The organism is Nonlabens sp. Asnod2-A12 (assembly GCF_045063745.1).
Taxonomy (GTDB): Bacteria; Bacteroidota; Bacteroidia; order Flavobacteriales; family Flavobacteriaceae; genus Nonlabens; species Nonlabens xylanidelens.
In genome coordinates this window covers 1,668,638-1,690,818 of sequence record NZ_JBEFOB010000003.1, presented here as the reverse complement: position 1 = coordinate 1,690,818, position 22,181 = coordinate 1,668,638, and the positions used below count along the sequence as shown (strand labels likewise).

The window sequence follows — 22,181 nt, the reverse complement described above, 5'->3', positions numbered from 1 at the left end:
ATCGCAAGATTTGGCTTTTTTGATTTCTCTTTTTAAATATTTCCTACTCTAGATCTGTTCTTTACTCTTTAACTAAATAACTATCTTTACTTCAACTAAAAAACAGTCATGAAAAAAATAATATTTCTACTCTCTACCGCAGCGATTCTAGCATCATGTAGTTCTTCAAAAAAAATAGACTCTGTCTCAAGGGCTATGGAGAATGTTGAGAAGATCAACGAGCTTAAATTTCCAAAAGCAAACGCTATTCAAATAGCTCAAGATGTGGCTTTCCTTGCTAGTGACGATTTAAAAGGCCGTGATACAGGGTCAGAAGGTATAGAAAAAGCGGCAGCTTATCTTTCAGAACGTTTTCAAGAGTTAGGTATCGCATCCTATAAAGGGTCTTACTTAGATAACTTTGATGCAAAAGGTAAAAAAGCCTTTAATGTAGTGGCTATGATTCCAGGGTCAGATAAAGCGTTAAAAGATGAAGTGGTAGTAATAGGTGCTCATTACGATCATATAGGTATGTTGCAAGCCGTTGCAGGAGATAGTATAGCAAATGGTGCAAACGATAACGCAACTGGTACAGCATCTGTTCTTGCTCTAGCGGCTAATTTTAAAGAAATAGATTTTAATAGAAGAACCGTAGTTTTTGCTTTGTTCTCAGCTGAAGAAAAAGGACTTCTAGGTTCTAAGCACCTTGCAAACCGTATGAAGGAAGAAGGTATGAATGTAGTCGCGATGCTTAATTTTGAAATGACAGGAACACCTATGGTAAACCGTCCATACATTGCATATTTAACAGGGCATGATGGCTCTAATATGGCAGCTGTTTTTAACGAGGCAAATATCAATCGTGTCGTTACAGGCAAACTAGATCAAGCGGCAAAGTTTAATCTATTTAAAAGATCAGACAACTATCCATTCTTTGAGGCATTTAATGTTCCTTCTCAAACCTTCAGTACATTTGATTTCACAAATTTTGATCATTATCACAAAGTAGGAGACGACACAACAAAGGTAAATACAGACCACATGGCGCAGTTAGTAAATGCGGTGATGCCAGGTGTGTTTAATGTTGTTAATGGTAAGAAATTGAAATTAACACCAGCAACAAATGAGTAAAAGAATAATAATTACAGGAACTAGTCGCGGTATAGGCTTTGAGCTTACTCAATTACTTTCTAATGCTGGACATGAGGTGATAGCGCTTTCGCGAAAGATTGCTTCCGTACAGGCTCTAGAACGTAGTACAGTTCTCGCTATCGCAACAGATTTAAGTGACCAGTCTAGTATAGATCATGCAGCAAATGAAATTCTGAAAAAATGGGATCGCATAGATGTGGTTATTCATAACGCAGGTATGTTGGTTAATAAGCCTTTTGAGCAATTAACAGCTCAAGACTTTCAGCAATGTTATGCGGTAAATGTTTTTGGAGTAGCAGCATTAACACAGGCTTTAATGCCAGCTATGAACAACGATTCACATGTAGTCGCTATAAGTTCTATGGGAGGTATTCAAGGAAGTGCAAAATTCCCTGGACTTGCCGCTTATTCTAGCGCAAAAGCAGCTGTAATTACACTTTTTGAGCTCTTAGCAGAAGAGTATAAAGAAAACGGACCATCATTCAATACACTTGCTCTAGGGGCCGTACAAACTGAAATGCTAGAAGAAGCTTTTCCAGGATATAAAGCACCATTAACGGCTACAGAAATGGCATCTTATATCATGAACTTTGCCTTAACTGGTAATAAATTCTATAATGGTAAAGTTTTAGAAGTTAGTAGTAGCACGCCTTAAAAGTAAACTTGAATTAGAATTCGAACTTGAAAAAATGAATGCGGAATATCAATTAAAGAATATCGAATAATGAATTTTCTACAGCATATAAAAAGTCCCTTCCGCTGGAAGGGATTTAGGGTTGGCGATAAGATGTTTTTTGTTTTAACATTACCAAATTGAGAATTCACTATCAACAACTTTCCCTTCCTTAATTTTATACCTTGAAATTATATATGTGCTTTTTTTATGGGTATCATTAAAAGCTTCTTTGACATCATCTAATATGTTGCTTATTCTCAAACCATTATTAATTTCTTGCTTAATGGCGTAAAACCTAGGTATATCTTGGTTGATGTTTTTTGAAATTTCTGTTTTAGATGCGAAACTCTTTCTTGTTAAAGAAAAACTACTTGAATCATTCCAGTAGTGAGTGAATAGTTCTCTATTGTAAAGGTATTCAATACTATAGATCGTTTCTGATTTTGAGATTAACTCTTGAAATTTTTCGGTTTTGGACTTTCTCAGCTTATCCAAAAAAAACATTACTTCAAACGAAGTAAAATTCATTTTTTTAAATTCAGGCTTTTTCAAACCATAAACAAAATCAATTACCTCAATATCATTAAATCTAGCTTGATAAAAAAACATATCGTCAACTATATTATCATAACTAGTTGATGAAATATTTTCTTGTTCCTTGATTGACGAACAAGAAGTTACTAGTAAAATAATTATGAAAAAATATTTCTTAGTTAATTCCAAATAATTAAACTTTTAGCGGTTTATATCAATCACTACTCCGCAATAACTCTAATTTTTCCTTTTACGACTTCAGCAAGTTCACGAGCAGCGACTATATCATCTGCGACTATAGTCACATGTCCCATTTTTCTAAATGGTCTTGTTTCTTTTTTACCGTAGATATGAGGTGTTACACCTGGCATGGCAAGAATATCTTCTATACCATCGTAGATTACATTACCAGTATGACCTTCTTCTCCTACTAGATTTACCATTACGCTTGCAACTGTACTGTCTGTAGCGCCTAGAGGTAAGTTGCATACACATCTTACATGTTGCTCAAATTGGTCTGTAATAGATCCTTCTATAGTGTGGTGCCCAGAATTATGTGGTCTTGGTGCTACTTCATTAACTAGTAGCTCGCCAGACTTAGTAAGAAACATTTCTACTGCAAGTAAGCCTACATGTTCATAAGCTTCAGAAACTTCTAAAGCAAGTTCTCTCGCACGGTCAGAAATATCCATGTTAATACGTGCTGGACATATGACATATTCCACCTGATTTGCCTCAGGATGGAACTCCATCTCTACTACTGGGTATGTTTTCATCTCTCCGTTTGCATTACGAGCAACGATTACAGCTAGTTCCAGATCAAAATCGACCATATCTTCATAAATACACTCTACTTGAGGTAAGTCTTCTAGGTCACTAGCTTGTCGTATTACTTTGACACCTTTTCCGTCATAACCACCTTCAGCACTTTTCCATATAAAAGGATAATTTCTTTGGTGTTCTAGATTAGATTGAGAGTATACCTCAAAGGCTGCAGTCGCGATGCTTTTATCTAGGTAAAAAGATTTTTGTCGCGCTTTATTCCTTATAAGATTAAGAACTTTGGCGCTAGGAGAAACAGCTATTCCTTTATCTTCTAGATCTTGAAGCGCTTGCACGTTTACGTTTTCTATTTCTACAGTAAGAACATCTACCTGTTCACCAAATTCCATTACAGCTTCATAATCCATAATATCTCCTTCAAAATAAACGTCACAGCCTTGAAAAGCCGGTGCCGTATCGTCCTTATCCATCACATAAGTGTTGATGTCCCATTTTCTAGTAGTGTAAAGCATCATTTTGCCTAGTTGTCCACCGCCTAAAATACCTAATGTAAAACCTGAAGAGAATTGTGTCTGTTTCATGTTTCAAAAATAAGTGGTTAAATTGAAACCTAACTTGAAATAGAAACAGAATTATATATATTTAAACCGATTAGTTTATCAGTCTAATAACCACCGTTAACAGATACTGTCAACTGCTTACTAAATAGTATCTTTGCAAAAAATGAACTATAGTGATTAAGATCCACGATCTTTATTTTAAATCTTTTTTGAGCGCACAAGAAATAGCTGCTGCTGTAGATAATCTTGCGTCTCAAATCAACAAAGATTTATCAAATAAAAAGCCCGTATTTTTAGGAATATTAAATGGTAGTTACATGGTCCTTGCCGACCTGACTCGTAAATTTAATCATGAATGTGAGATAAGTTTCTTGCGTGCAAAAAGTTACGACGGTACTAGTTCTACTGGTGTCGTAGAGTTTGGTAACGAGCTAGATGTAGATCTAGCAGGTAGGACAGTTGTTATCGTAGAGGATATAGTAGATAGTGGTCTGACGGTAGAGAAGCTTTCGCGAAAGCTAGCCGAACACAATCCTCTAGAGATTAAAATAGCAACGCTCTTTTTTAAACCAGAAGTGTATGATCGAGAGTTGAAAATCGATTATATAGGGCAGGAAATAGAAAATAAATTTGTCGTGGGATACGGCATGGATTATAATAATTTAGGGCGCAATTTGCCCGAACTTTACGTACAAACTCAACGCATGAAAAATATCGTTTTATTCGGCCCTCCAGGAGCAGGAAAAGGAACTCAAGCAACTCGTCTAAAAGACAAATATGGTTTAATTCATATTTCTACAGGAGATGTTTTTAGATACAATATTAAAAACGGTACTGAATTAGGGACGCTGGCAAAGTCGTTTATGGACAAAGGAAACCTAGTGCCGGATGAGGTAACTATTAAGATGCTTAAGGCCGAGGTGGAAAAAACACCAGATGCTGCAGGTTTTATTTTTGATGGTTTTCCTAGAACAGATGCACAAGCAACGGCGCTAGACGAATTATTATCTGAAAAAAATACAGAGATAGCTGGAATGGTAGCTCTAGAAGTAGATGATGAAGCTCTAGTAGAACGTCTTCTAGAAAGAGGTAAAGCCAGCGGTCGCCCAGATGATGCTAATGAAGGTGTGATAAGAGATCGTATCTCTGTTTATTACAAGCAAACTGCACCGTTAAAAGATTTTTATGAAGCGCAAGGTAAATATTACGGCGTGGATGGAGTAGGATCTATGGATGCTATTACAGAGCGTTTAAGTGTAGAGTTTGATAAACTTTAAAAAGTAACAAGTAGAAACTATCCCCTTCTGGTCTAGGGAAACGGTTTCAAATATTATAAATACTCAGTTAACTATTAACTGAGAACAAAAAATGGTTTTTTAAAAACCGTTTAACTGAACATAGAACTATGACTGAAGGAAATTTTGTCGATTATACAAAGGTAACTGTAGAATCTGGCCGTGGCGGTAAAGGAAGTACTCACTTACACAGGGAAAAATATATAGATAAAGGTGGCCCTGATGGTGGTGATGGTGGTCGTGGTGGTCATATCATACTTAGAGGAAATAAAAATCTATGGACACTTTATCATTTTAAATACAAACGCCACTTTAAGGCTGCTCAAGGTGGTAACGGTGCAAAGCAACGTAGAACTGGGTACGATGGTGAGGATATTATAATAGAATTGCCATTAGGTACCGTTATTAGAGATACAGAAACTGGTCTTGTGGTACATGAGATTCTAGAAGATGGTGCCGATTTTATTCTTTGTGAAGGTGGAAAAGGTGGTCGTGGTAACTGGCATTTTAAAACCTCTACTAGACAGACGCCTCGTTACGCGCAGACAGGAATGGATGGTACATCTCTAGATGTAACTTTTGAACTTAAAATTCTTGCAGACGTAGGTCTGGTAGGATTTCCTAATGCAGGAAAATCTACATTACTTTCTGTTCTAACAGCAGCAAAACCTAAAATAGCTAACTACGAGTTTACTACTTTAAAGCCTAATCTAGGTATTGTAGAATACCGTGATTATAAAACTTTTGTAATAGCAGATATTCCTGGTATTATAGAAGGCGCTGCAGAAGGTAAGGGAATAGGTCACCGTTTTTTAAGACACATTGAGCGTAACTCTACCTTACTATTTCTTGTTCCTGCAGACTCTGACGATATAAGTGCAGAGTATGACATTCTAGTAAATGAGTTGAGAAAGTACAACCCAGAGATGCTAGACAAAGAACGTTTTGTAGTGATCTCAAAAGCCGACATGCTGGACGAAGAGTTGATGGAGCAAATGAGAGAAGAGCTAGATAATGAAGGAGCTTTTAATGGAGCGCCTTATATGTTTATATCTTCTATTTCACAGCATAATTTAACACAGTTAAAAGATCGTCTATGGGCGATGTTGAACGAGTAGATTGCAATTTCCTAATCTTCAAAATAGTTAAAAATGATTAAACAGTTTATTCTTACAGTAATCTTATTGACCTGTACATTAAGTACAGCGCAAGATTTTTTAGGAACATGGAGTTTTAACCGTGTGGATCGTGAGGCTATTGATGATGGTGTCTTGAGTGCTGAAGAACTAGAAAAACGAATTAGCACCGTTTCAAACATGTTTGCTTCTTATAAATTAGTTTTTAAAGAAGACGGTACTTATGTAAATAAGTTCATGGGAAAAGAGACAGAGGCTACTTACATTAAAGAAGGTAATACGCTACAACTAGAAGAAGGTTCTCTAGAGATATTATCTGAAAAAGAAGCTCGTTATTCTTTAAGGAATATGCGCTTTTATTTGATAAAAGGCGATGTTACAGCGGTAAAAACTTATACATATTTAAAAGAAACCAGCTATAAAAACGAGACGATAAACGAAGAGTTGCTTCTAGGTAAATGGAAGGTAGAAGAAGTAAGAGTTGTTAATGAGTCTGAAGGTGCAGAGATGTTTGAAATGGTGGGTTTAATGATAACGCTGCATTTTAAAACTAGTGAAGAGGTAGAGCTAGGGGTAAGTGGATTCGGTACTACTCAAAAGTTTAAAATTAATCATGATAATAACGACCTAGTAGGTACTTCAAATTCTGGTGATGAAAAGATTGTATATAGAATTCATCAAGTAAGTGATAATTTTATGATAGTCTCACAAATAGAAGATGAGATTTTATTATACATGGTCAGAGACAACTAGATAGTATTTAAATACTATCATAAAAGCCTGAATCTTTTAAAGATTCAGGCTTTTAGCTTTTTGGTATACTAAATTTTATAGCTCAAATTACTTAGCATATTTCACCATTGCTCAGTTGTAAACGTGCTAAATAAAACTAAGATGAGTTAATTAGTTATCATTCATTCATTGCCACCGTACGATGATTATTTATGAGCGATGTTTTTTATTTATACAGTAAATAGTTCTTTCTAATTTCTTGATAATCTTCTAGTCCTTTCTCCCAAGTGGCTGCTATTTCTTGTGCGGTCATGCCTTTCTCGATCTGTGCTTGCAATGTTTTTGTTCCTGCTAGCTTAGTAAAAAATGAGTTGAAGAAGTTTTGTTTTGATGGCGCTTTCGCGAAAGCGTCTACCAAAAATTCTAAGTTTAAATGATCTAGCTTTTTATAATCTCTAAGATCTACACCGTAGCATTTCTTCCCGTTAAATTTAGGTCTTTTGGCACCTACATTAGGCGTAGGTGTAAAGTCAAAGTCTGTGTATTTTACCAGTGATGGAGAACCGTAAACTTGAAATTGCATCTCTGTACCACGGCCTACACTTACATCTGTACCTTCAAAGAAGCAAAGACTAGGATATAGATTTATAGCCTGGTCATTAGGTAGGTTAGGAGATGGTTTTATAGGTATGCTATAAGAGGAGTCGTGTGTGTAGTTTTTACATTCAATGATCTCTAGGTTTGCTACTAGATTATTTTCTAGCCAGTTTTCTCCGTTAATCATGAGGGCGTATTCTCCTATAGTCATACCGTGAATGACGGGAACAGGATGCATACCTACAAAGCTCTGATGCTCTTGCTCTAGAATGGGACCGTCTATATAATGACCGTTAGGATTAGGTCTGTCTAGAACAATCAATTTTTTGTTGTACTGTGCGCAGGCCTCCATGACATAATGTAGCGTAGAGATGTAAGTATAAAAACGTGCGCCTACGTCTTGTATGTCAAAAAGGACAACGTCTACGTCTTCTAATTGTTCTTTATAAGGCTTTTTATTTTTACCGTATAAAGAAATAATAGGCAGCCCAGTTTGTGAGTCGATACCGTCTTTAATCGTCGCGCCAGCGTCTGCAGTGCCTCTAAATCCATGCTCTGGTGCAAATACTCTTTTAATGTCTATGCCATGTGCTAATAGAGTGTCTACAAGATGTGTGTAACGTAGTTTTTCTTTAGTTTTCCATTCTTTGGATATGATCGTGTCTTGCGTTTTTACAACACTAGTTTGATTACCTACTATGGCAACTCTTTTACCTTTTAATTTTTCTATCCAATCGCCTAACAAATAAGCCGCAGGTATGGGATCGTTGTTATTTGCGTCTACTAGAAGCTGTTCATTGCGATTATCTTGGAGAATGATTTCTTCTTCAATAGGAGATGTAGGTGTATTATTACCATTGATCTTAGAATTACAAGAAGTTATTCCTATGACCATAGCGATTATGGTATATTTGAATATAGAAGGAGAAAAAGTGAATCTAGAGTATTTCATTGCTAAAAGGGTACAAAGTAGTACAAGTTATAAAAATAGCGTAAGTGCGCCGATAATAAAAATTGCGATAGCAGCAATTGCCATAGGTATTATTGTGATGCTTATTGCTATTGCCACTGGTGTAGGCCTACAGAAAAAAATAAAAGAGAAGGTAAGTGCCTTTAATGGACATGTAAGTATTTCGTTATATGACCGCAATAATTCTGTAACCACGGTAAAACCTATCTCAAAAGAACAAGATTTTTATCCTGACTTTGCAAATGTGCCAGCGGTAACACATATACAGGCTATCGCAACTAAAGGAGGTATGATACGCACAGCAACTGACTTTGAAGGAATCATACTTAAAGGAGTTGGTACAGATTACAACTGGCAGTATCTTCAAGATTTTCTAATAGAAGGTGCGTTGCCCGAATTAAATAAGGAGGACACTTCTTTTGATGTATTAATTTCTGATGATATTGCTGCGCGTTTACAACTTAATGTAGGTGACCAGGCGAGTACTTATTTTATGAAAGCAAATGGTCAGGAGCCTATAGCTAGATTTTTTACTGTTTCTGGGATTTATGATAGCGGTCTAGAAGAATATGACTCTAAATTTATAGTAGGTGATATTAAACACATACAACGTATCAATAAATGGGATGAGAGTCAAGTAGGGAAGTTTGAAGTTTTTATTAATGATTTTGATCAACTAGATGAAATAGGTAGAAACATACAGTTAAATACACCGTCAGAATTAAATGCCAAAACTATAGAACAAGAGCTACCTGCTATATTTCAATGGCTCGCTTTGTTAGATGGTAATATTTTTGGAATTATAGGTATTATTCTTATTGTAGGTATAATCAACATGATAACCGCATTATTAGTACTGATTCTAGACCGTACTAATATGATAGGTGTTTTAAAGTCGCTAGGCGCGTCTAACTGGATGGTGCGTAAAATATTTCTTTACAATGCAATGAATTTAGTTTTCAAAGGTCTTGTGATAGGGAATGTCATAGGTCTAGGTTTGATAGGAATTCAGTACTTTTTCAGCCCGTTAACGCTAGATCCACAATCGTATCATGTGACAGAAATGCCTGTTTATATATCGTGGTGGCATGTTATAGCCTTAAATCTAGGAACCTTTGTAGTGTGTTTGCTAGCCTTGATTATCCCTACTTTTATAGTGAGTAAAATAAGTCCGGTTAAGGCAATGAGGTTTGAGTAGGTTAAATGGTAAATGTCTAATGATGATAAATTTTGAATTGAAAACGTTTTTTATTACCATATTTTTTTTAATGATAGTTTCTTGTAAAGAAAAATCGATATGTGAAATAAGCTCTAAGAGTAAAAATAGTTTGAATTACAGCTTAGAGGAAGCAGCATGTTGGGTAACTCTTGAATTGAATCTTGAAAAGATAGATGTGTCTCAAATTAAAAGGGCAATAAACTTTGAACAAGAATTGATTTACCAGAGTATGCTTATTGAAAATATTGATCTTAAAATTAATCAACAGCCGAAAGCCTTAAAGATAGAAAAATAGTTGAAGAAGCTTTAAAGGATTCTATCATCAATCTATCAAAAGAACAACTTTTTGAGGTCTATAAATCTGAACTAAACTATATAGAATTTATCGGACTAGGAAAGTAATTTTACCTTCTACCACCCTTTAGAAGTCTTTCCAGCCTCTAACTTATTCTCAATATAATCTGGTAGTTGATAAAAGAAATCAGTTCCTGTTAACTCTTCTATTTTATCTACACTAGTGATAAATTCATAAATAGATTTATTAGTCTTTTCATGTGGCATTAAAAAAGCAACCATTTTACCACCATTAGAGTCATTGCGATATAGGATTTTATAATACTGTTCTGGTACTGATACATCTTCAGAACCTATTGACTTTAAATCGTCTTTTAGGACAGATCCTGTAATCACATAAACCTCATCATAGCGCTTTGCATAATACCTAGTCTTCTGCTCTAGTGTGTTCCATATACCGGCATTAAAGGCATGTTCTTGTGGACTTATGTTAGAAGTAAGAAAAGTCTCGTCATGAGCAGCTTTAGTAGATTTTCTATCTCCAGCAGGAACGAGGTGGCCTTTATCATAACCACTTTTTTTATAATTGCGCCAATGAGCAGCCTTGGTTTTTACTTTGTCATCTACCTCAAAGTAAGGTCTTTTGTAATTGTTATTAGTTATGTCGCTTGCTCTTAAAACATGCGCTGTCCACTCTGCCTGCTCATGTTGTTCGTTATAAGATAGACTGTAAGTATGGTGGTTTACAATTTGATTATTAGAACGAGGTAAGAAATCTTTTAATGCTAGTGATTTAATACCATCACCATCTACATCACGATTTAGAAATTCATCTTGCGATAGGTTATCTTCAGAATATGCTTCGTTTTCTTTATTTTGATAGGTGTAATAAACAGCAGCACACGCTAGTATTATAATTGGGTAAATGTATTTTCTCATCTAACTAGTTTTTACGTCCAGTGCATCTCTTAAAGCATTTCCTAAAAGCATAAAAGCCATTACTAAGGTCATGATAGCAATCCCTGGAACGATTGCAAGATACGCCTTGTCTAGAATTATGTATTGATAATGATCTTTAATCATACTGCCCCAACTAGGCATAGGTGGTTGTGCGCCTAGACCTAGAAAGCTAAGACCGCTTTCTATGAGGATGGATGCAGCAAAATTTGCTGCACTAATCACGATTACAGGCGCCATAATATTAGGTAGAATATGTTTTGTTATAATTCTAAAATTGTTAAATCCTAAAGCTTTGGCAGCAGTAACGTATTGATATTCTTTGGCGACTATTATCTGACCACGTACCACACGTGCCACTTCTACCCACATCGTTAGACCTACGGCTATAAAGACAGTGAGAAACCCTTTTCCTAAAGCTATACTTATAGCAATTACCATAAGAAGTGTAGGAATGGACCAAGTAACATTGATTAACCACATGATAACAGCGTCTATTTTGCCACCATAATAACCTGCGACGGCTCCTAAAAATATTCCAATAAATAAGGAAATAAAAACCGTTACAAATCCTATAGAAATACTGACTCTAGTCCCTATCATCATGCGGCTCAAAAGGTCACGACCATATTTATCTGTACCTAGAAGAAAAGTTTTTTTAGAGGTATAGCTTTCGCGAAAGCGAGACAAATCCATTTTATCTCCTAACTTTAAAGGAACTTCTATAAAAGGCAATAGGTTGCCATCTACATCATAAGGACGGTAATAGAAATTACCATCTTTGAAATCAAGATCTGAATAAGGGATTTCTTCAACGGAAGATGTTTTACCATTCCACCAGTCCCAAAAACTAGATTCTGTTTGTATGGATGGAAGTTGCAGCAAGTTAACCGTAAAACCTGGAGGCTGTGAATGGATGGAAATATGCATTTGATTTGCATACTGCGTGTCGTCTGGTGCGAGTACATATGCAAATAATGCGATGATGGCATAAAATAGAATAACTATAAAACTCAAAACGCCCCAGAAGTTTTTTTTGAACTTCTGGAGCGCGATAGAGCTTAATGATGTTGATTTATGAGACATTAATTCTTAACGCTCCATTTAGTCTTGTTATCATTTTTAATATTGTTCATGCGTAAATCTTTAAGAACATTTACAGCCTCAGAAACATAGACATCTTTCTTAAGATTTTTCATCCATGCTTCACGTTTATCTTTAAGAGCACTATCATTTAAAGTTAGTGTCTTCTCATAAGTTAGCATATCAAATTCTAAGTTGTTTTTATAATCAGATAAAGAGTCAAATTGCTCTGTTTCTTTTTCTAACCTATCTAGGCGCTCGCTATATTCTGTGAAATTTAACGGAATGTCATTGTTATCACGTTGCTCGCTCAACCATTTTGCGTTGTCATCGATCAGCTTAAATGTAGGGTTGTTATTTATTCTTTCTTGTGCCTTTTGAATAGATTCTGCAAGATTAGAATAACCTGTAAATTTATTATAATCTGCTTTGGCGATTTCATCATAAGGAAGTGGGAATTCTTCATCACGTTCTCCTACATCAATATAACTATATCTACCTGGAGTTACCACGTCACTTTTTACACCTTCTAGTTGTGTGCTACCACCATTGATTCTATAGAATTTTTGAGTAGTTAATTTTACGGCACCTAGATCACCATATTCATTATTACGTACCCACTGGTTAAGGTCTTCAAAATTTTGAACTGTTCCTTTACCGAAGGTTTGCTTACTACCTATTATCACAGCACGCTCATAATCTTGTAAAGCAGCGGCTAGTATTTCACTTGCACTTGCGCTAAACTCGTTTACCATAATCACTAGCGGGCCTTCCCAAAGAACCTCACCACTATCGCTGTCTCTAAGAGTTCTTGTTCTTTTATCTTTTAAAGCTACTTGCACTACAGGACCTTCATCTACAAAAAGTCCAGCCATTTCTACTACTTCTCTTAAAGAACCGCCACCGTTATTACGTAGGTCTAATATAAGACCGTCCATACCTTCAGTTTTTAATCTTTTAATTTCCTGTGCGATATCGTTTCCTGATGCACGTCCATTAGGATCGTCAAAATCAAAATAGAATTTAGGTAGATTAATGAAACCAAATCTAAAGCCTTCATCTTTTCCTATTACAGATTTTGCAAACGTTTCTTCTATTTGAACAACATCTCTTGTTAACGTGATGTCCTCTATAGAGCCATCTACTCTTTTAAGAGTTAAGATTACCTTACTACCTTTAGGGCCTTTTATAAGTTCTACTGCATCGCTTATTCTCATACCTACTATAGAGGTAGCAGTAGTATCTTTTTCTTGTGCTACTTTAAGAATTTTATCACCTACCTCGATCAATTCACTTTTCCATGCTGGTCCTCCAGAGATAATCTCAATTACACTTATGTAATCCATTTTCTTTTGAAGGCGTGCACCTATTCCTTCTAACTTACCACTCATTGATGTGTCAAAACGATCTTTGTTTTGAGGTGGGAAATAGTTAGTATGTGGATCAAAATGAGCAGTTATAGAATTTACAAATAAAGAGAAATAGTCCAGACGTTGTACATCGTCATTATTGTCAAAATTCTCTAACATAGACTTTTTGATCTCTGCTCTTGTTTCTTTTTCTAGATCAACTAGGCTCTTTTGCTCAGATTCAGGATCTTCCTCAAGAGCTTCCTTTTGCTCTTCTATTTTATCGTAATACGTACCTAGAGCTGTTAGCTTTAAAAGTTTTCTCCACCTATCTTTTAACTCAGCTTTATCCTTTGCATAGGGAGCCTTTTCATAATCGGTATCCATGCGCTCATCTATTGTAAAGTCAAATGGCGTTTCTATTAAATCTGCAAAAATCTTTTCTGATTCTTCCTGACGTTTTAAAAGGCGCTCGTAGGTTAGATTAAATAAATCTACCTTACTATCACGTATTTGGTCATCGATCAAATACTCATATGCCTGAAACTCTTTGTAATCACTTTCTAAAAAATATCTCCTTGCAGGATCTAAATCATTGATGTAATTGTCAAAAATTTCTTTTGAGAATTGATCGGTAAGATCTGCTGGTGAAAAGTGATTTCTTTTCAAGACGTGTGAAATTAAATTCACTAATAATTGCTCTTTTTCTTTGTCTCCAGGGTCTATAGTATTATTAGTAAAACTACAGCTAGCCGTTGCCACAAGTAATGTGAGTATCGCTAGTATAAAATTATTTTTAAGGAAATTCATAAGGATCTTCATTTGTCTCTTTCTACACATGTAAAAACCATGCCAATTTAAGATGGTTAAAGTAAGGCAAGAATATCACATGGTTCGGCTAATTTACTTAATTTTAACCACCTTAAAAATCTTATGGAAAATAAAAAGAAACCACTCATCCTTGTTACTAATGATGATGGTATTACCGCAAAGGGAATCAGGACGTTAATAAGTATTGCTAGAGAACTAGGCGATGTAGTAGTGGTTGCACCAGATAGTCCACAAAGTGCTATGGGACACGCAATAACTATAAACGACACACTTTATGTAAAAGAATTCCTACAGCATGACTATGATCATAAAGAATATACAACTAGTGGTACACCAGTAGATTGTGTAAAAATGGCTAGCCATGAGATTTTAGATCGCAAACCAGATTTATGTATTAGCGGTATTAACCATGGTAGCAATAGTGCTATTAACGTGATTTATAGTGGTACCATGAGTGCTGCTATGGAGGCAGGTATAGAAGGCATTCCTGCCATAGGGTTTTCTCTATGTGATTATGATCATGATGCAGACTTCTCTCAATCTAGAGATTATGTAAAACAAATTATTGAGCAAGTACTTGAAAAAGGAATGGCTAGAGGTGTTATCTTTAATGTAAACATACCTAAGGCTACAAAGGAAGAAATCAAAGGAGTCAAAATATGCCGTCAGGCAAATGCTTACTGGGTAGAAGAGTTTGATAAACGTACAAATCCTTATGGTAAAGATTATTACTGGCTTACAGGTAAATTTGTAAATGACGACAAAGGAGAAGATACAGACGAGTGGGCACTAGATAATAATTACATTTCTATAGTCCCTACACAATATGATCTTACCGCACATCATTATATAGGAGAACTTAATACATGGGATTTTGGCAAGTAGAATATTAAAAGGGTTTATTATGGGTCTTATAGCAAACGCTATAGGGACCTACTTATATATTATTCTCATAACACCTTATGAGTTTGAAGAAGCTCTAGTAGATGGTTATAGAGAAGGTTTTTTAGGTAAATTAATTGTTCTAGGTGCGATTTTTAATTTAGTTTTATTCTTCTTTTTCTTGACTGGAAAAATAGGAAAGTTTAAAAAGCCAATTCAGGAATATGAGGCGCGTGGTGTTGTAATGGCTACTATGTTAGCAGGTATTGCAGGTTTAATGTTTAATTTTATTCTATGAAATACTATTTAATAGCAGGCGAGGCAAGTGGAGATCTTCATGGATCTTTACTTATGCAAGAGCTTAAGAAGAAAGATCCAGAGGCTCAATTTCAATTTTGGGGTGGAGATTTAATGGAGGCTCAAGGCGGTAAACTCGTTAAGCATTATAAAGAACTTGCTTTTATGGGTTTTGTAGAGGTGTTGAGTAATCTCAAGACTATACTTAAAAACATAGGTATCTGTAAAAGAGATATTGAAGAGTTTAAGCCCGATGTTATTATCTATATAGATTATCCTGGATTTAATTTCAGGATTATGAAATGGGCAAAACTTAAAGGTTACCTCAATCACTATTATATATCTCCACAAATATGGGCATGGAAAGAAGGTCGCATCACTGCGATAAAAAATGATGTAGATGAGATGTACGTGATTCTGCCTTTTGAAAAAGATTTCTATGAGCAGAAACATCAGTTTCCAGTTCATTTTGTTGGACATCCTTTAATAGATGCCATTTCTCAAAGAGAGCCTGTAGATCATATTAAATTTCTTGCCACTTATAATCTAGATGACAGGCCGCTTATCGCGTTATTGCCAGGTAGTCGCAAGCAAGAGATTAAAAAAATGCTTAGTGTTATGTTAGAGATGGTAGATCAGTATCCAGATTACCAATTCATCATTGCTGGTGCACCTGGTCAGGACGAGTCTTTTTATAGTACCTATTTAAAAAACTATCCAGTAACCCTAGTCATGAATCGCACTTATGATTTAATGAGTTTGTGTCATGCAGCATTAGTAACCTCTGGTACAGCAACTCTAGAAACAGCTCTTTTTAAAGTGCCACAAGTGGTTTGTTATAAGGGTAGTTCCATCAGTTACCAGATTGCAAAGAGAATCGTGAAACTAGATTACATTTCTCTAGTTAACCTAATTATGGATGAGCCAGTGGTGACAGAGCTTATTCAGGGAGAATTTAATAAAAGAAAACTTAAGCAAGAACTGGACGCTATTTTAGACCCTACGCAACGCAATCGCATTTTTGCTGATTACTATGAGTTAGAAAAAAAATTAGGTGGTATAGGTGCGAGTGAGAACACAGCTAGTTTGATCTATAAAGATATTAAGAAGTAATATGAATGTAAGTATTCCGCTTTCGCGAAAGCAAGACCTAAATAAAAATCGTTCTATTCACATAGTTTCATTTTCATTATTAACTCTTTTGTTTTTAGGTTTAACCTCATGTGGTAGCTCTAAACCTAAAGTGGTTACTACAAAAAGAGAAGCCGCTAGAACATCAATTAAAAAGGAAAAACCTGCTACTGCGAGACCGGCGCGTACGATGATTGTTAAGACACCTGAAAAGGAATTTTCTTTTACAGAAGAGCCAGATCAAAAACCTTATGAAGAGAGCACATCATTTATTGATGAGGTAATTGATAATGCGATGGATTATAAAGGTGTGAAGTACCGTTATGGTGGTACAACTAGAAAAGGAATGGACTGCAGTGGTCTTATATGTACCGCATTTAAAGAGGCAGGTAAAACGGTGCCACGTACCAGCCGCTCTATGTATGCTACTGCCCAAGAAATGGACCTCGATGAGGTGAGAAAAGGAGATTTTTTATTCTTTGCAACTGGCAGAAATAAACGTCAGGTAAATCATGTAGCCTTAATAACAAGGGTGACGCCTGGAGAAATTGAGTTTATACATTCTACAACATCTCGTGGCGTTATGACCTCTACACTTAATGAAGCATACTGGCTAAATGCCTTTCTTAGAGCAGGTAGGATAGATTAGAAATAGTTTAACTATATTTAGTCATGCGCTGGCTAGACTATCCTTTTTACAGAATCTTATTGTTTCTCATTGCTGGGATCTTATTTGCAAGATTCATAGAAATAGATCCTACACTTTTTATTTATGCCTTTTGTGGTGCTGTATTTTGTGCCATGATAGTGTTGGTGGTAAGTAAATTTTCTTTTGGTTTTAAAGCTGTTTTTGCTCTTTCCGTTTATAGTTTTTTCTTTTTTATAGGTGGAGCACATTTATATTTTCAAAATGAAATAAGTACAAATCATTTTATACAAAAGCAAACGCAAGGTCAGGATCATGTCCTACAATTAAAGCTATCTCAACGATAAGTAGTCTTATACATAGATTATCTCGATAAAATTACAGCTATTAAAGGGTGATAACTACTTAGGTTATAATGTATCATTTCCGCACATCGAATCATGTCTTGTTTTGATTGAACACCATTAGCATTAAGTTCTATGGCAATTCTACCGGCCAAATTTAAAGGGATTTGTGGGTTACACATTTTAAAAACAAAACGACCAACATACCATCGATTATGAGCTCGAGCTAAGTTTGCAGCAACGAATACTGCTTTAGATTTGATAGAAACAATTTCACATTCATTATAAATATCATAAATATGACCAATTAAAACATCACAGTAATTAAAGTCGAATCTCATTGAAATAACCCAATCTAGATAAATAGATGCGAATCTTTCCCATAGCCTACTATCAATATTTTTTGTAGTTTCTATAAATATTTTTTTAATTGATAAAAACATTATGTTCTTAAAATCATTATTTCTTTCAATTAAAATAATAAAAGTGTCAAATTTTTCTCTGTTCCATTCTAAAACATTAAGCATTTCATCTTTCCAAAGTTTTGTGTCATCTGTTTGATGAGACTCAAGAGGTTGGTTTAACTCTTCTAATAAAACAGCTCTTAAAACTGATACGGTACTAAAACGATCATCAACATGCTCTTCAGTACACTTTTCTATAATAACACCAATGTTGCCAGGTCCAGTTTGTTTTGCGAACGGTTTTCTTTGAGTCCCAACATATATATCATGTAAGATAGCACCGAAGGAATAAATATCTGCGGAAGCATTAACATGTTGAAAATCTGTATACTGCTCAGGCGCCATGTATGGTGCTGAACCAAAGACACCACCATCTGAAGTTACAAATGATGTAGTTAACTGTGGATCAGCGGTTATTAATCCCATGTCCGCTAGTTTCCACGATTCTTCATGGAAAAGGATATTACCTGGTTTAATATCTCTATGGGTGAACCCAAGGTCATGTAAATATTCTAGGCAGTTCAAAATGTCTGCTAAACCATTGGGTGCTCTTCTAGCGAGTTTAGCCTCTTCTATTTCTTCTTTGAAAACTTTATCGGCAATAGGCATTAAAAACCACGGAGTTTCTTCATCTAACGAATGATAAACTATTGGTATACAAAATTCAGCTGATAATTCTGCCTGAATACGAACTTCTCTATTAAATCGCCTTTTCAAACTTAAAATTTTATCAGGATCTAAGTTTTTAAAACTTGGCGAAAATGTTTTCCTTGCAAAATGTTCTCCATCTTCATTGACTACTTCGTCAATAATTCCAAAACCACTTTCATTATGAATATTTCTAATATATTTCACTTTCATTGATCTAAGTTTTTAATAAACGCAAACTCACCGTTTGTAATATTATAAACGCATAATGATCCATAGTCTTGATCATTTTTAATAAAGCATCCATTATCAATATTTATAACTCTACTCGTAATTTGCTTACTGATTAATTGTTTTTTTAAAGGTGAATGCCCGTGAATAATAATTCTATTTTTCAACCAACTTTTATCATAAATTTTTTCCCAATCTCTAACCCATAACATACTGTTGTGATCTTCGAAAGGTTTTTTAATAGTCATATTAATTCCAGCATGAACTAAAATATGATCATACTTCTCAATATAAAATGGAAAGGATTTTATGAAATCAATATATTTTTCTGGAATTAAAGTTGAATCAGTTGTCAGGAAACTTTCAGTTGTTTTTTTGCCACCATTTTTTAACCACTTTATTTTTTTTTCTATATCTGTAAAACTTTCTAAAAACATTAATTCATGATTTCCCATTAAACATGTTACTTGGAAACCACTATCTTTTAAAAGAAAAACTGTGTCGAGAACACCTTTACTATCTGGGCCACGATCAATCAAGTCACCTAATAAATATAAGTGATCTTTTTTTGTAAGTTTAATAGTTTTTAAAGCTTGTTTAAAAGTTTTATTACAACCATGAATGTCGGAAATCACGTATATATTCAAGTGTTTTTATTTAAAAATTTAAAATTACTTTAATTTTGTAATTTATACTTAAAATCACGCTGGTAATCACTCCATTTTTTACCTGTATTGATAGATCTGTAGGTCTCGTCAGACAGCATAGTGATGTAAATCTCTAGCTTTTTTGAATCTAATTTACCTGGTACTGGGTTGATAATCGTCCCTTTCTCGTCAAAGAAAACTAAGGTAGGATATTCAAATATTCTTATAAACTCTGCAAATTGATGTTGTGCTCTATCATTGCGTTTCTTAAAAGGATTTGCATAGGTTGCACCTTTGTAATTGATCACCTCTGTTCCCTCTGCATTAAATTGCACTGGGTAATAATTCTCATTGATGTAGGTGGCTATGTCCGCTTTCGCGAAAGCGTACTTATCCATCCATTTACAATTAGGACACCAGTCTGTGTAGGACTTCATTAAAATCTTGCGAGGTTCTTTTTGCTGAGCTTCTAATGCCTCGTTCATGGTCATCCAGTTTACTTGAGAAAAACCAAGTGCCGAAAACAATAGAAATACGATAGGGAATAATTTCATAAGGTAAAGTTACAAAATCTATCAACGCAAAAAACGCACCGTTATGGTGCGTTTTGTGTTAAAAATATGTTGGAACAAATTTATTATCTGATTCCGTGCATTTTTTTGATCAAAATAGGTTTGATCAATAACATGACTATTCCAGCACCTATAGGTAATAACGTAAAAATCATGAAGAAAGTTGATAGTCCATATTGCTCAGAAATAGAGTCAATGAAACTACCTGAAAGTCCTGCAAGAGTGTTAGCAATAAAGTTTGCAACAAACCATATACCGAACATTAAACTCATCAATTTAACTGGTGCTAGTTTACTTACATAAGATAGTCCTACTGGAGAGACGCATAGTTCTCCTAGTGTATGGAATAAGTAAGCTAAAATAAGCCATAAAATACTTACTGATGCTGTTTTTGCACCTTGTGGTATGTCCATAGAACCATAAGCAAGAGCTCCAAAACCTATTCCTAGAAGTATCAAACCGATGGCAAATTTTACTGGTCCAGAAGGATTCATTTTAGATTCCCATATTCTAGAGAAAACTGGTGCAAATGCAATAATGAAGAAAGAGTTTAGGATACCAAACCATGATGCTCCTATTTCTACTTCGTTCTCATTAATTTTAGTTAATGTTCCTTTAGTAGCGCTTTCGTCAGAAAAACCAACTCCTTGAGCTAGAAGAAGGTTGTAAGGATTACCTACTTTCATAAGTTTGTTCTCTTTCTTTTCTTCGTCACTAAGTTCATTGTACTCTCCTTCTTTTAAGTAAGTATCACCTAAGAAAATATCTGTAGATTGTTTTACTCCTTTTGCATCTGTGTATTCTACTATAGCATACTCAGCATCTTTCCAGAATAATCCTTTTTTAGAACGTGCTTCAAATTTAGTTATAACACCTTTTCTTATCATACCTATAGAATCATTCTTAGCATTTACTATGTAGTTGCCGTTTTGAATATTTGATTCGTTTTTCTTGTCGTCAGCAAAGTAAAGATCTAGTCCGCTACCTACACTAATTCCTGTTTGAGAACCTATTTCAAAATCTTGAGTGGTAAGAATTTTAGTAACTCTAGAATTTCCGTTATCATCTACATAAGAAACTTGGTAAGATTTAGTGTCAAAATCGTTCTTTATAACAAAAATAGCAATCGCCCATATGGTTATAAAACTAGCGATAAGCATGATGCTAGAAAGAGGATAGTCTTTCATAATTTGTTTACACAACATAGCCAGTACCCATGTAACGATAATCAAAGGCACAATTACTAGAATTGTGTTTATGATAGTAAACGCACTTGCAGCACCACCGGTTAATACACGGTCTGTATAATCACCTGCAAAAATGGTCATGGATCCACCAGCTTGTTCAAATGCCATCCAGAAGAAAATTGTAAAAAAGGCAAGTACACCTATTACTATAATTCTATCACGTGATATTTTGTTTTTCTTAGCTTCTTCTACTACGTCTTCTATCGCATCTTCAGTTTCTTCTAATGAGTCTTCTACAGCGTCATCAAAATCTTGAGTTCCTTGTGGTGATAATCCTATTCTACCAAATATCTTTTGGACAAAAAAGAATTGTAACATCCCTAAGAACATAAATATTCCTGCTAGACCAAAACCGTAATTCCATCCAAATTTCTCTCCTAAGTAACCACATAAAAGAATACCTAAGAATGCACCTGCGTTAATACCCATATAAAATATAGTATAACCTGCATCTTTTTCTTTTCCTTGAGATTTGTATAGATTACCTACTATAGAAGAGATATTCGGCTTAAATAAACCGTTACCTAAAATCAATAGAGCAAGACCTAAATAGGTAAAACTTACCGTTTCTATAGCCATTGCTGCATGCCCTAAAGTCATGATTAAAGCACCTATAACTACGGCTTTTCTAAAACCGAAAAACTTGTCAGCTAAAAACCCACCTATAATTGGTGTTAAATAAACTAGTCCTGTATAAAAACCATACAGTGTTAAAGCATCTGCTCTTTCCCATCCCCAACCTTCATTTAATAAGGATGCGGTAAGAAAAAGAACTAATAAAGCTCTCATCCCGTAATAGGAGAAACGTTCCCACATTTCTGTGAAAAACAGAACAAATAGACCAGCTGGGTGATCTAGAATGGTCTTTTGATTTGCGGCAGAACCGTTGAATTTAAATTCCATATGTATAGTTTATATTTTTAGT

The 22,181-nt window shown here is 35.0% G+C and carries 22 protein-coding genes; 12 read left to right on the top strand and 10 right to left on the bottom strand.

Annotated elements, in window-relative coordinates:
* The first annotated feature begins 108 nt into the window (after positions 1-108).
* The gene (locus tag ACJJVJ_RS07815; protein WP_405369787.1) at positions 109-1,110 is read left to right on the top strand and encodes a M20/M25/M40 family metallo-hydrolase; all 1,002 of its coding nucleotides are present in this window, start codon (positions 109-111) and stop codon (positions 1,108-1,110) included.
* Positions 1,103-1,786, top strand: a complete 684-nt coding sequence (locus ACJJVJ_RS07810) for an SDR family NAD(P)-dependent oxidoreductase (protein ID WP_405369786.1) — start codon at positions 1,103-1,105, stop codon at positions 1,784-1,786. Before ACJJVJ_RS07815 ends, ACJJVJ_RS07810 begins: the two co-directional genes overlap by 8 nt.
* A gap of 150 nt (positions 1,787-1,936) precedes the next feature.
* On the opposite strand, the gene ACJJVJ_RS07805 is transcribed toward ACJJVJ_RS07810, so the two are convergent.
* Positions 1,937-2,530, bottom strand: coding sequence for a hypothetical protein (locus ACJJVJ_RS07805; RefSeq protein ID WP_405369785.1), 594 nt, complete (start codon positions 2,528-2,530; stop codon positions 1,937-1,939).
* A gap of 32 nt (positions 2,531-2,562) precedes the next feature.
* Positions 2,563-3,705: a 5-(carboxyamino)imidazole ribonucleotide synthase gene (gene purK / locus ACJJVJ_RS07800; protein WP_405369784.1), complete on the bottom strand. Its 1,143-nt coding sequence runs from the start codon at positions 3,703-3,705 to the stop codon at positions 2,563-2,565.
* A gap of 152 nt (positions 3,706-3,857) precedes the next feature.
* On the opposite strand from purK, the gene ACJJVJ_RS07795 reads away from it, so the two are divergent.
* The 3 genes from ACJJVJ_RS07795 to ACJJVJ_RS07785 all read left to right on the top strand — a co-directional run bounded on the left by ACJJVJ_RS07795 (position 3,858) and on the right by ACJJVJ_RS07785 (position 6,868).
* Positions 3,858-4,961 carry an adenylate kinase gene (locus ACJJVJ_RS07795; RefSeq protein WP_405369783.1) on the top strand — a complete coding sequence of 368 codons (1,104 nt, stop codon included), beginning with the start codon at positions 3,858-3,860 and terminating at the stop codon, positions 4,959-4,961.
* A 128-nt stretch (positions 4,962-5,089) separates the two neighbouring features.
* The gene (obgE, locus tag ACJJVJ_RS07790) at positions 5,090-6,097 is read left to right on the top strand and encodes a GTPase ObgE (protein ID WP_104514643.1); all 1,008 of its coding nucleotides are present in this window, start codon (positions 5,090-5,092) and stop codon (positions 6,095-6,097) included.
* Positions 6,098-6,130: 33 nt separating this feature from the next.
* On the top strand, positions 6,131-6,868 hold the full coding sequence (locus ACJJVJ_RS07785; protein ID WP_104514644.1) for a hypothetical protein: 738 nt from the start codon (positions 6,131-6,133) through the stop codon (positions 6,866-6,868).
* Positions 6,869-7,073: 205 nt separating this feature from the next.
* Here ACJJVJ_RS07785 and ACJJVJ_RS07780 read toward each other — a convergent pair whose 3' ends face one another.
* Positions 7,074-8,339, bottom strand: a complete 1,266-nt coding sequence (locus ACJJVJ_RS07780) for an exo-beta-N-acetylmuramidase NamZ domain-containing protein (RefSeq protein ID WP_405369782.1) — start codon at positions 8,337-8,339, stop codon at positions 7,074-7,076.
* A gap of 7 nt (positions 8,340-8,346) precedes the next feature.
* Here ACJJVJ_RS07780 and ACJJVJ_RS07775 point away from each other — a divergent pair, with 7 nt between their 5' ends.
* Together ACJJVJ_RS07775 and ACJJVJ_RS07770 are read left to right on the top strand one after the other, a co-directional pair.
* Positions 8,347-9,612, top strand: a complete 1,266-nt coding sequence (locus ACJJVJ_RS07775; protein WP_405371235.1) for an ABC transporter permease — start codon at positions 8,347-8,349, stop codon at positions 9,610-9,612.
* Between the two features lie 37 nt (positions 9,613-9,649).
* Entirely contained in the window at positions 9,650-9,928 is a 279-nt protein-coding gene (locus ACJJVJ_RS07770; RefSeq protein ID WP_405369781.1) for a hypothetical protein, read from the top strand.
* A gap of 116 nt (positions 9,929-10,044) precedes the next feature.
* Here ACJJVJ_RS07770 and ACJJVJ_RS07765 read toward each other — a convergent pair whose 3' ends face one another.
* Genes ACJJVJ_RS07765 through ACJJVJ_RS07755 form a run of 3 tightly spaced genes read right to left on the bottom strand, consistent with a single transcriptional unit; the run spans position 10,045 to position 14,126 of the window.
* Positions 10,045-10,866, bottom strand: coding sequence for a DNA/RNA non-specific endonuclease (locus ACJJVJ_RS07765; RefSeq protein WP_405369780.1), 822 nt, complete (start codon positions 10,864-10,866; stop codon positions 10,045-10,047).
* Positions 10,867-11,970 (bottom strand): ABC transporter permease, encoded by a 1,104-nt coding sequence (locus ACJJVJ_RS07760; RefSeq protein ID WP_405369779.1) that lies wholly within the window; start codon positions 11,968-11,970, stop codon positions 10,867-10,869.
* Positions 11,970-14,126 carry a carboxy terminal-processing peptidase gene (locus tag ACJJVJ_RS07755; RefSeq protein WP_405369778.1) on the bottom strand — a complete coding sequence of 719 codons (2,157 nt, stop codon included), beginning with the start codon at positions 14,124-14,126 and terminating at the stop codon, positions 11,970-11,972. The genes ACJJVJ_RS07760 and ACJJVJ_RS07755 overlap by 1 nt, the downstream gene beginning before the upstream one ends.
* A 123-nt stretch (positions 14,127-14,249) precedes the next feature.
* Between ACJJVJ_RS07755 and surE the strand changes: the two genes are divergently transcribed.
* From surE to ACJJVJ_RS07730, 5 genes are read left to right on the top strand one after another with little or no spacing between them, the layout of a single operon-like run.
* Complete coding sequence (gene surE, locus ACJJVJ_RS07750) at positions 14,250-15,032, top strand: 5'/3'-nucleotidase SurE (RefSeq protein ID WP_104514649.1); 783 nt, start codon at positions 14,250-14,252, stop codon at positions 15,030-15,032.
* Positions 15,022-15,327 carry a hypothetical protein gene (locus tag ACJJVJ_RS07745; RefSeq protein WP_245890631.1) on the top strand — a complete coding sequence of 102 codons (306 nt, stop codon included), beginning with the start codon at positions 15,022-15,024 and terminating at the stop codon, positions 15,325-15,327. The genes surE and ACJJVJ_RS07745 overlap by 11 nt, the downstream gene beginning before the upstream one ends.
* Entirely contained in the window at positions 15,324-16,439 is a 1,116-nt protein-coding gene (gene lpxB, locus ACJJVJ_RS07740) for a lipid-A-disaccharide synthase (RefSeq protein WP_405369777.1), read from the top strand. Before ACJJVJ_RS07745 ends, lpxB begins: the two co-directional genes overlap by 4 nt.
* A 1-nt stretch (position 16,440) precedes the next feature.
* Positions 16,441-17,106, top strand: a complete 666-nt coding sequence (locus ACJJVJ_RS07735) for a C40 family peptidase (protein ID WP_405369776.1) — start codon at positions 16,441-16,443, stop codon at positions 17,104-17,106.
* A gap of 23 nt (positions 17,107-17,129) precedes the next feature.
* Positions 17,130-17,450 (top strand): hypothetical protein, encoded by a 321-nt coding sequence (locus tag ACJJVJ_RS07730; RefSeq protein ID WP_405369775.1) that lies wholly within the window; start codon positions 17,130-17,132, stop codon positions 17,448-17,450.
* Between the two features lie 17 nt (positions 17,451-17,467).
* Here ACJJVJ_RS07730 and ACJJVJ_RS07725 read toward each other — a convergent pair whose 3' ends face one another.
* From ACJJVJ_RS07725 to ACJJVJ_RS07710, 4 genes are all read right to left on the bottom strand, one after another.
* On the bottom strand, positions 17,468-18,772 hold the full coding sequence (locus ACJJVJ_RS07725) for a serine/threonine protein kinase (protein ID WP_405369774.1): 1,305 nt from the start codon (positions 18,770-18,772) through the stop codon (positions 17,468-17,470).
* Positions 18,769-19,437, bottom strand: coding sequence for a metallophosphoesterase family protein (locus ACJJVJ_RS07720; protein WP_405369773.1), 669 nt, complete (start codon positions 19,435-19,437; stop codon positions 18,769-18,771). The genes ACJJVJ_RS07725 and ACJJVJ_RS07720 overlap by 4 nt, the downstream gene beginning before the upstream one ends.
* A 29-nt stretch (positions 19,438-19,466) precedes the next feature.
* Positions 19,467-19,991: a thioredoxin family protein gene (locus ACJJVJ_RS07715; RefSeq protein ID WP_405369772.1), complete on the bottom strand. Its 525-nt coding sequence runs from the start codon at positions 19,989-19,991 to the stop codon at positions 19,467-19,469.
* A gap of 83 nt (positions 19,992-20,074) precedes the next feature.
* Positions 20,075-22,159: a peptide MFS transporter gene (locus tag ACJJVJ_RS07710; RefSeq protein ID WP_405369771.1), complete on the bottom strand. Its 2,085-nt coding sequence runs from the start codon at positions 22,157-22,159 to the stop codon at positions 20,075-20,077.
* Positions 22,160-22,181: the final 22 nt, after the last annotated feature.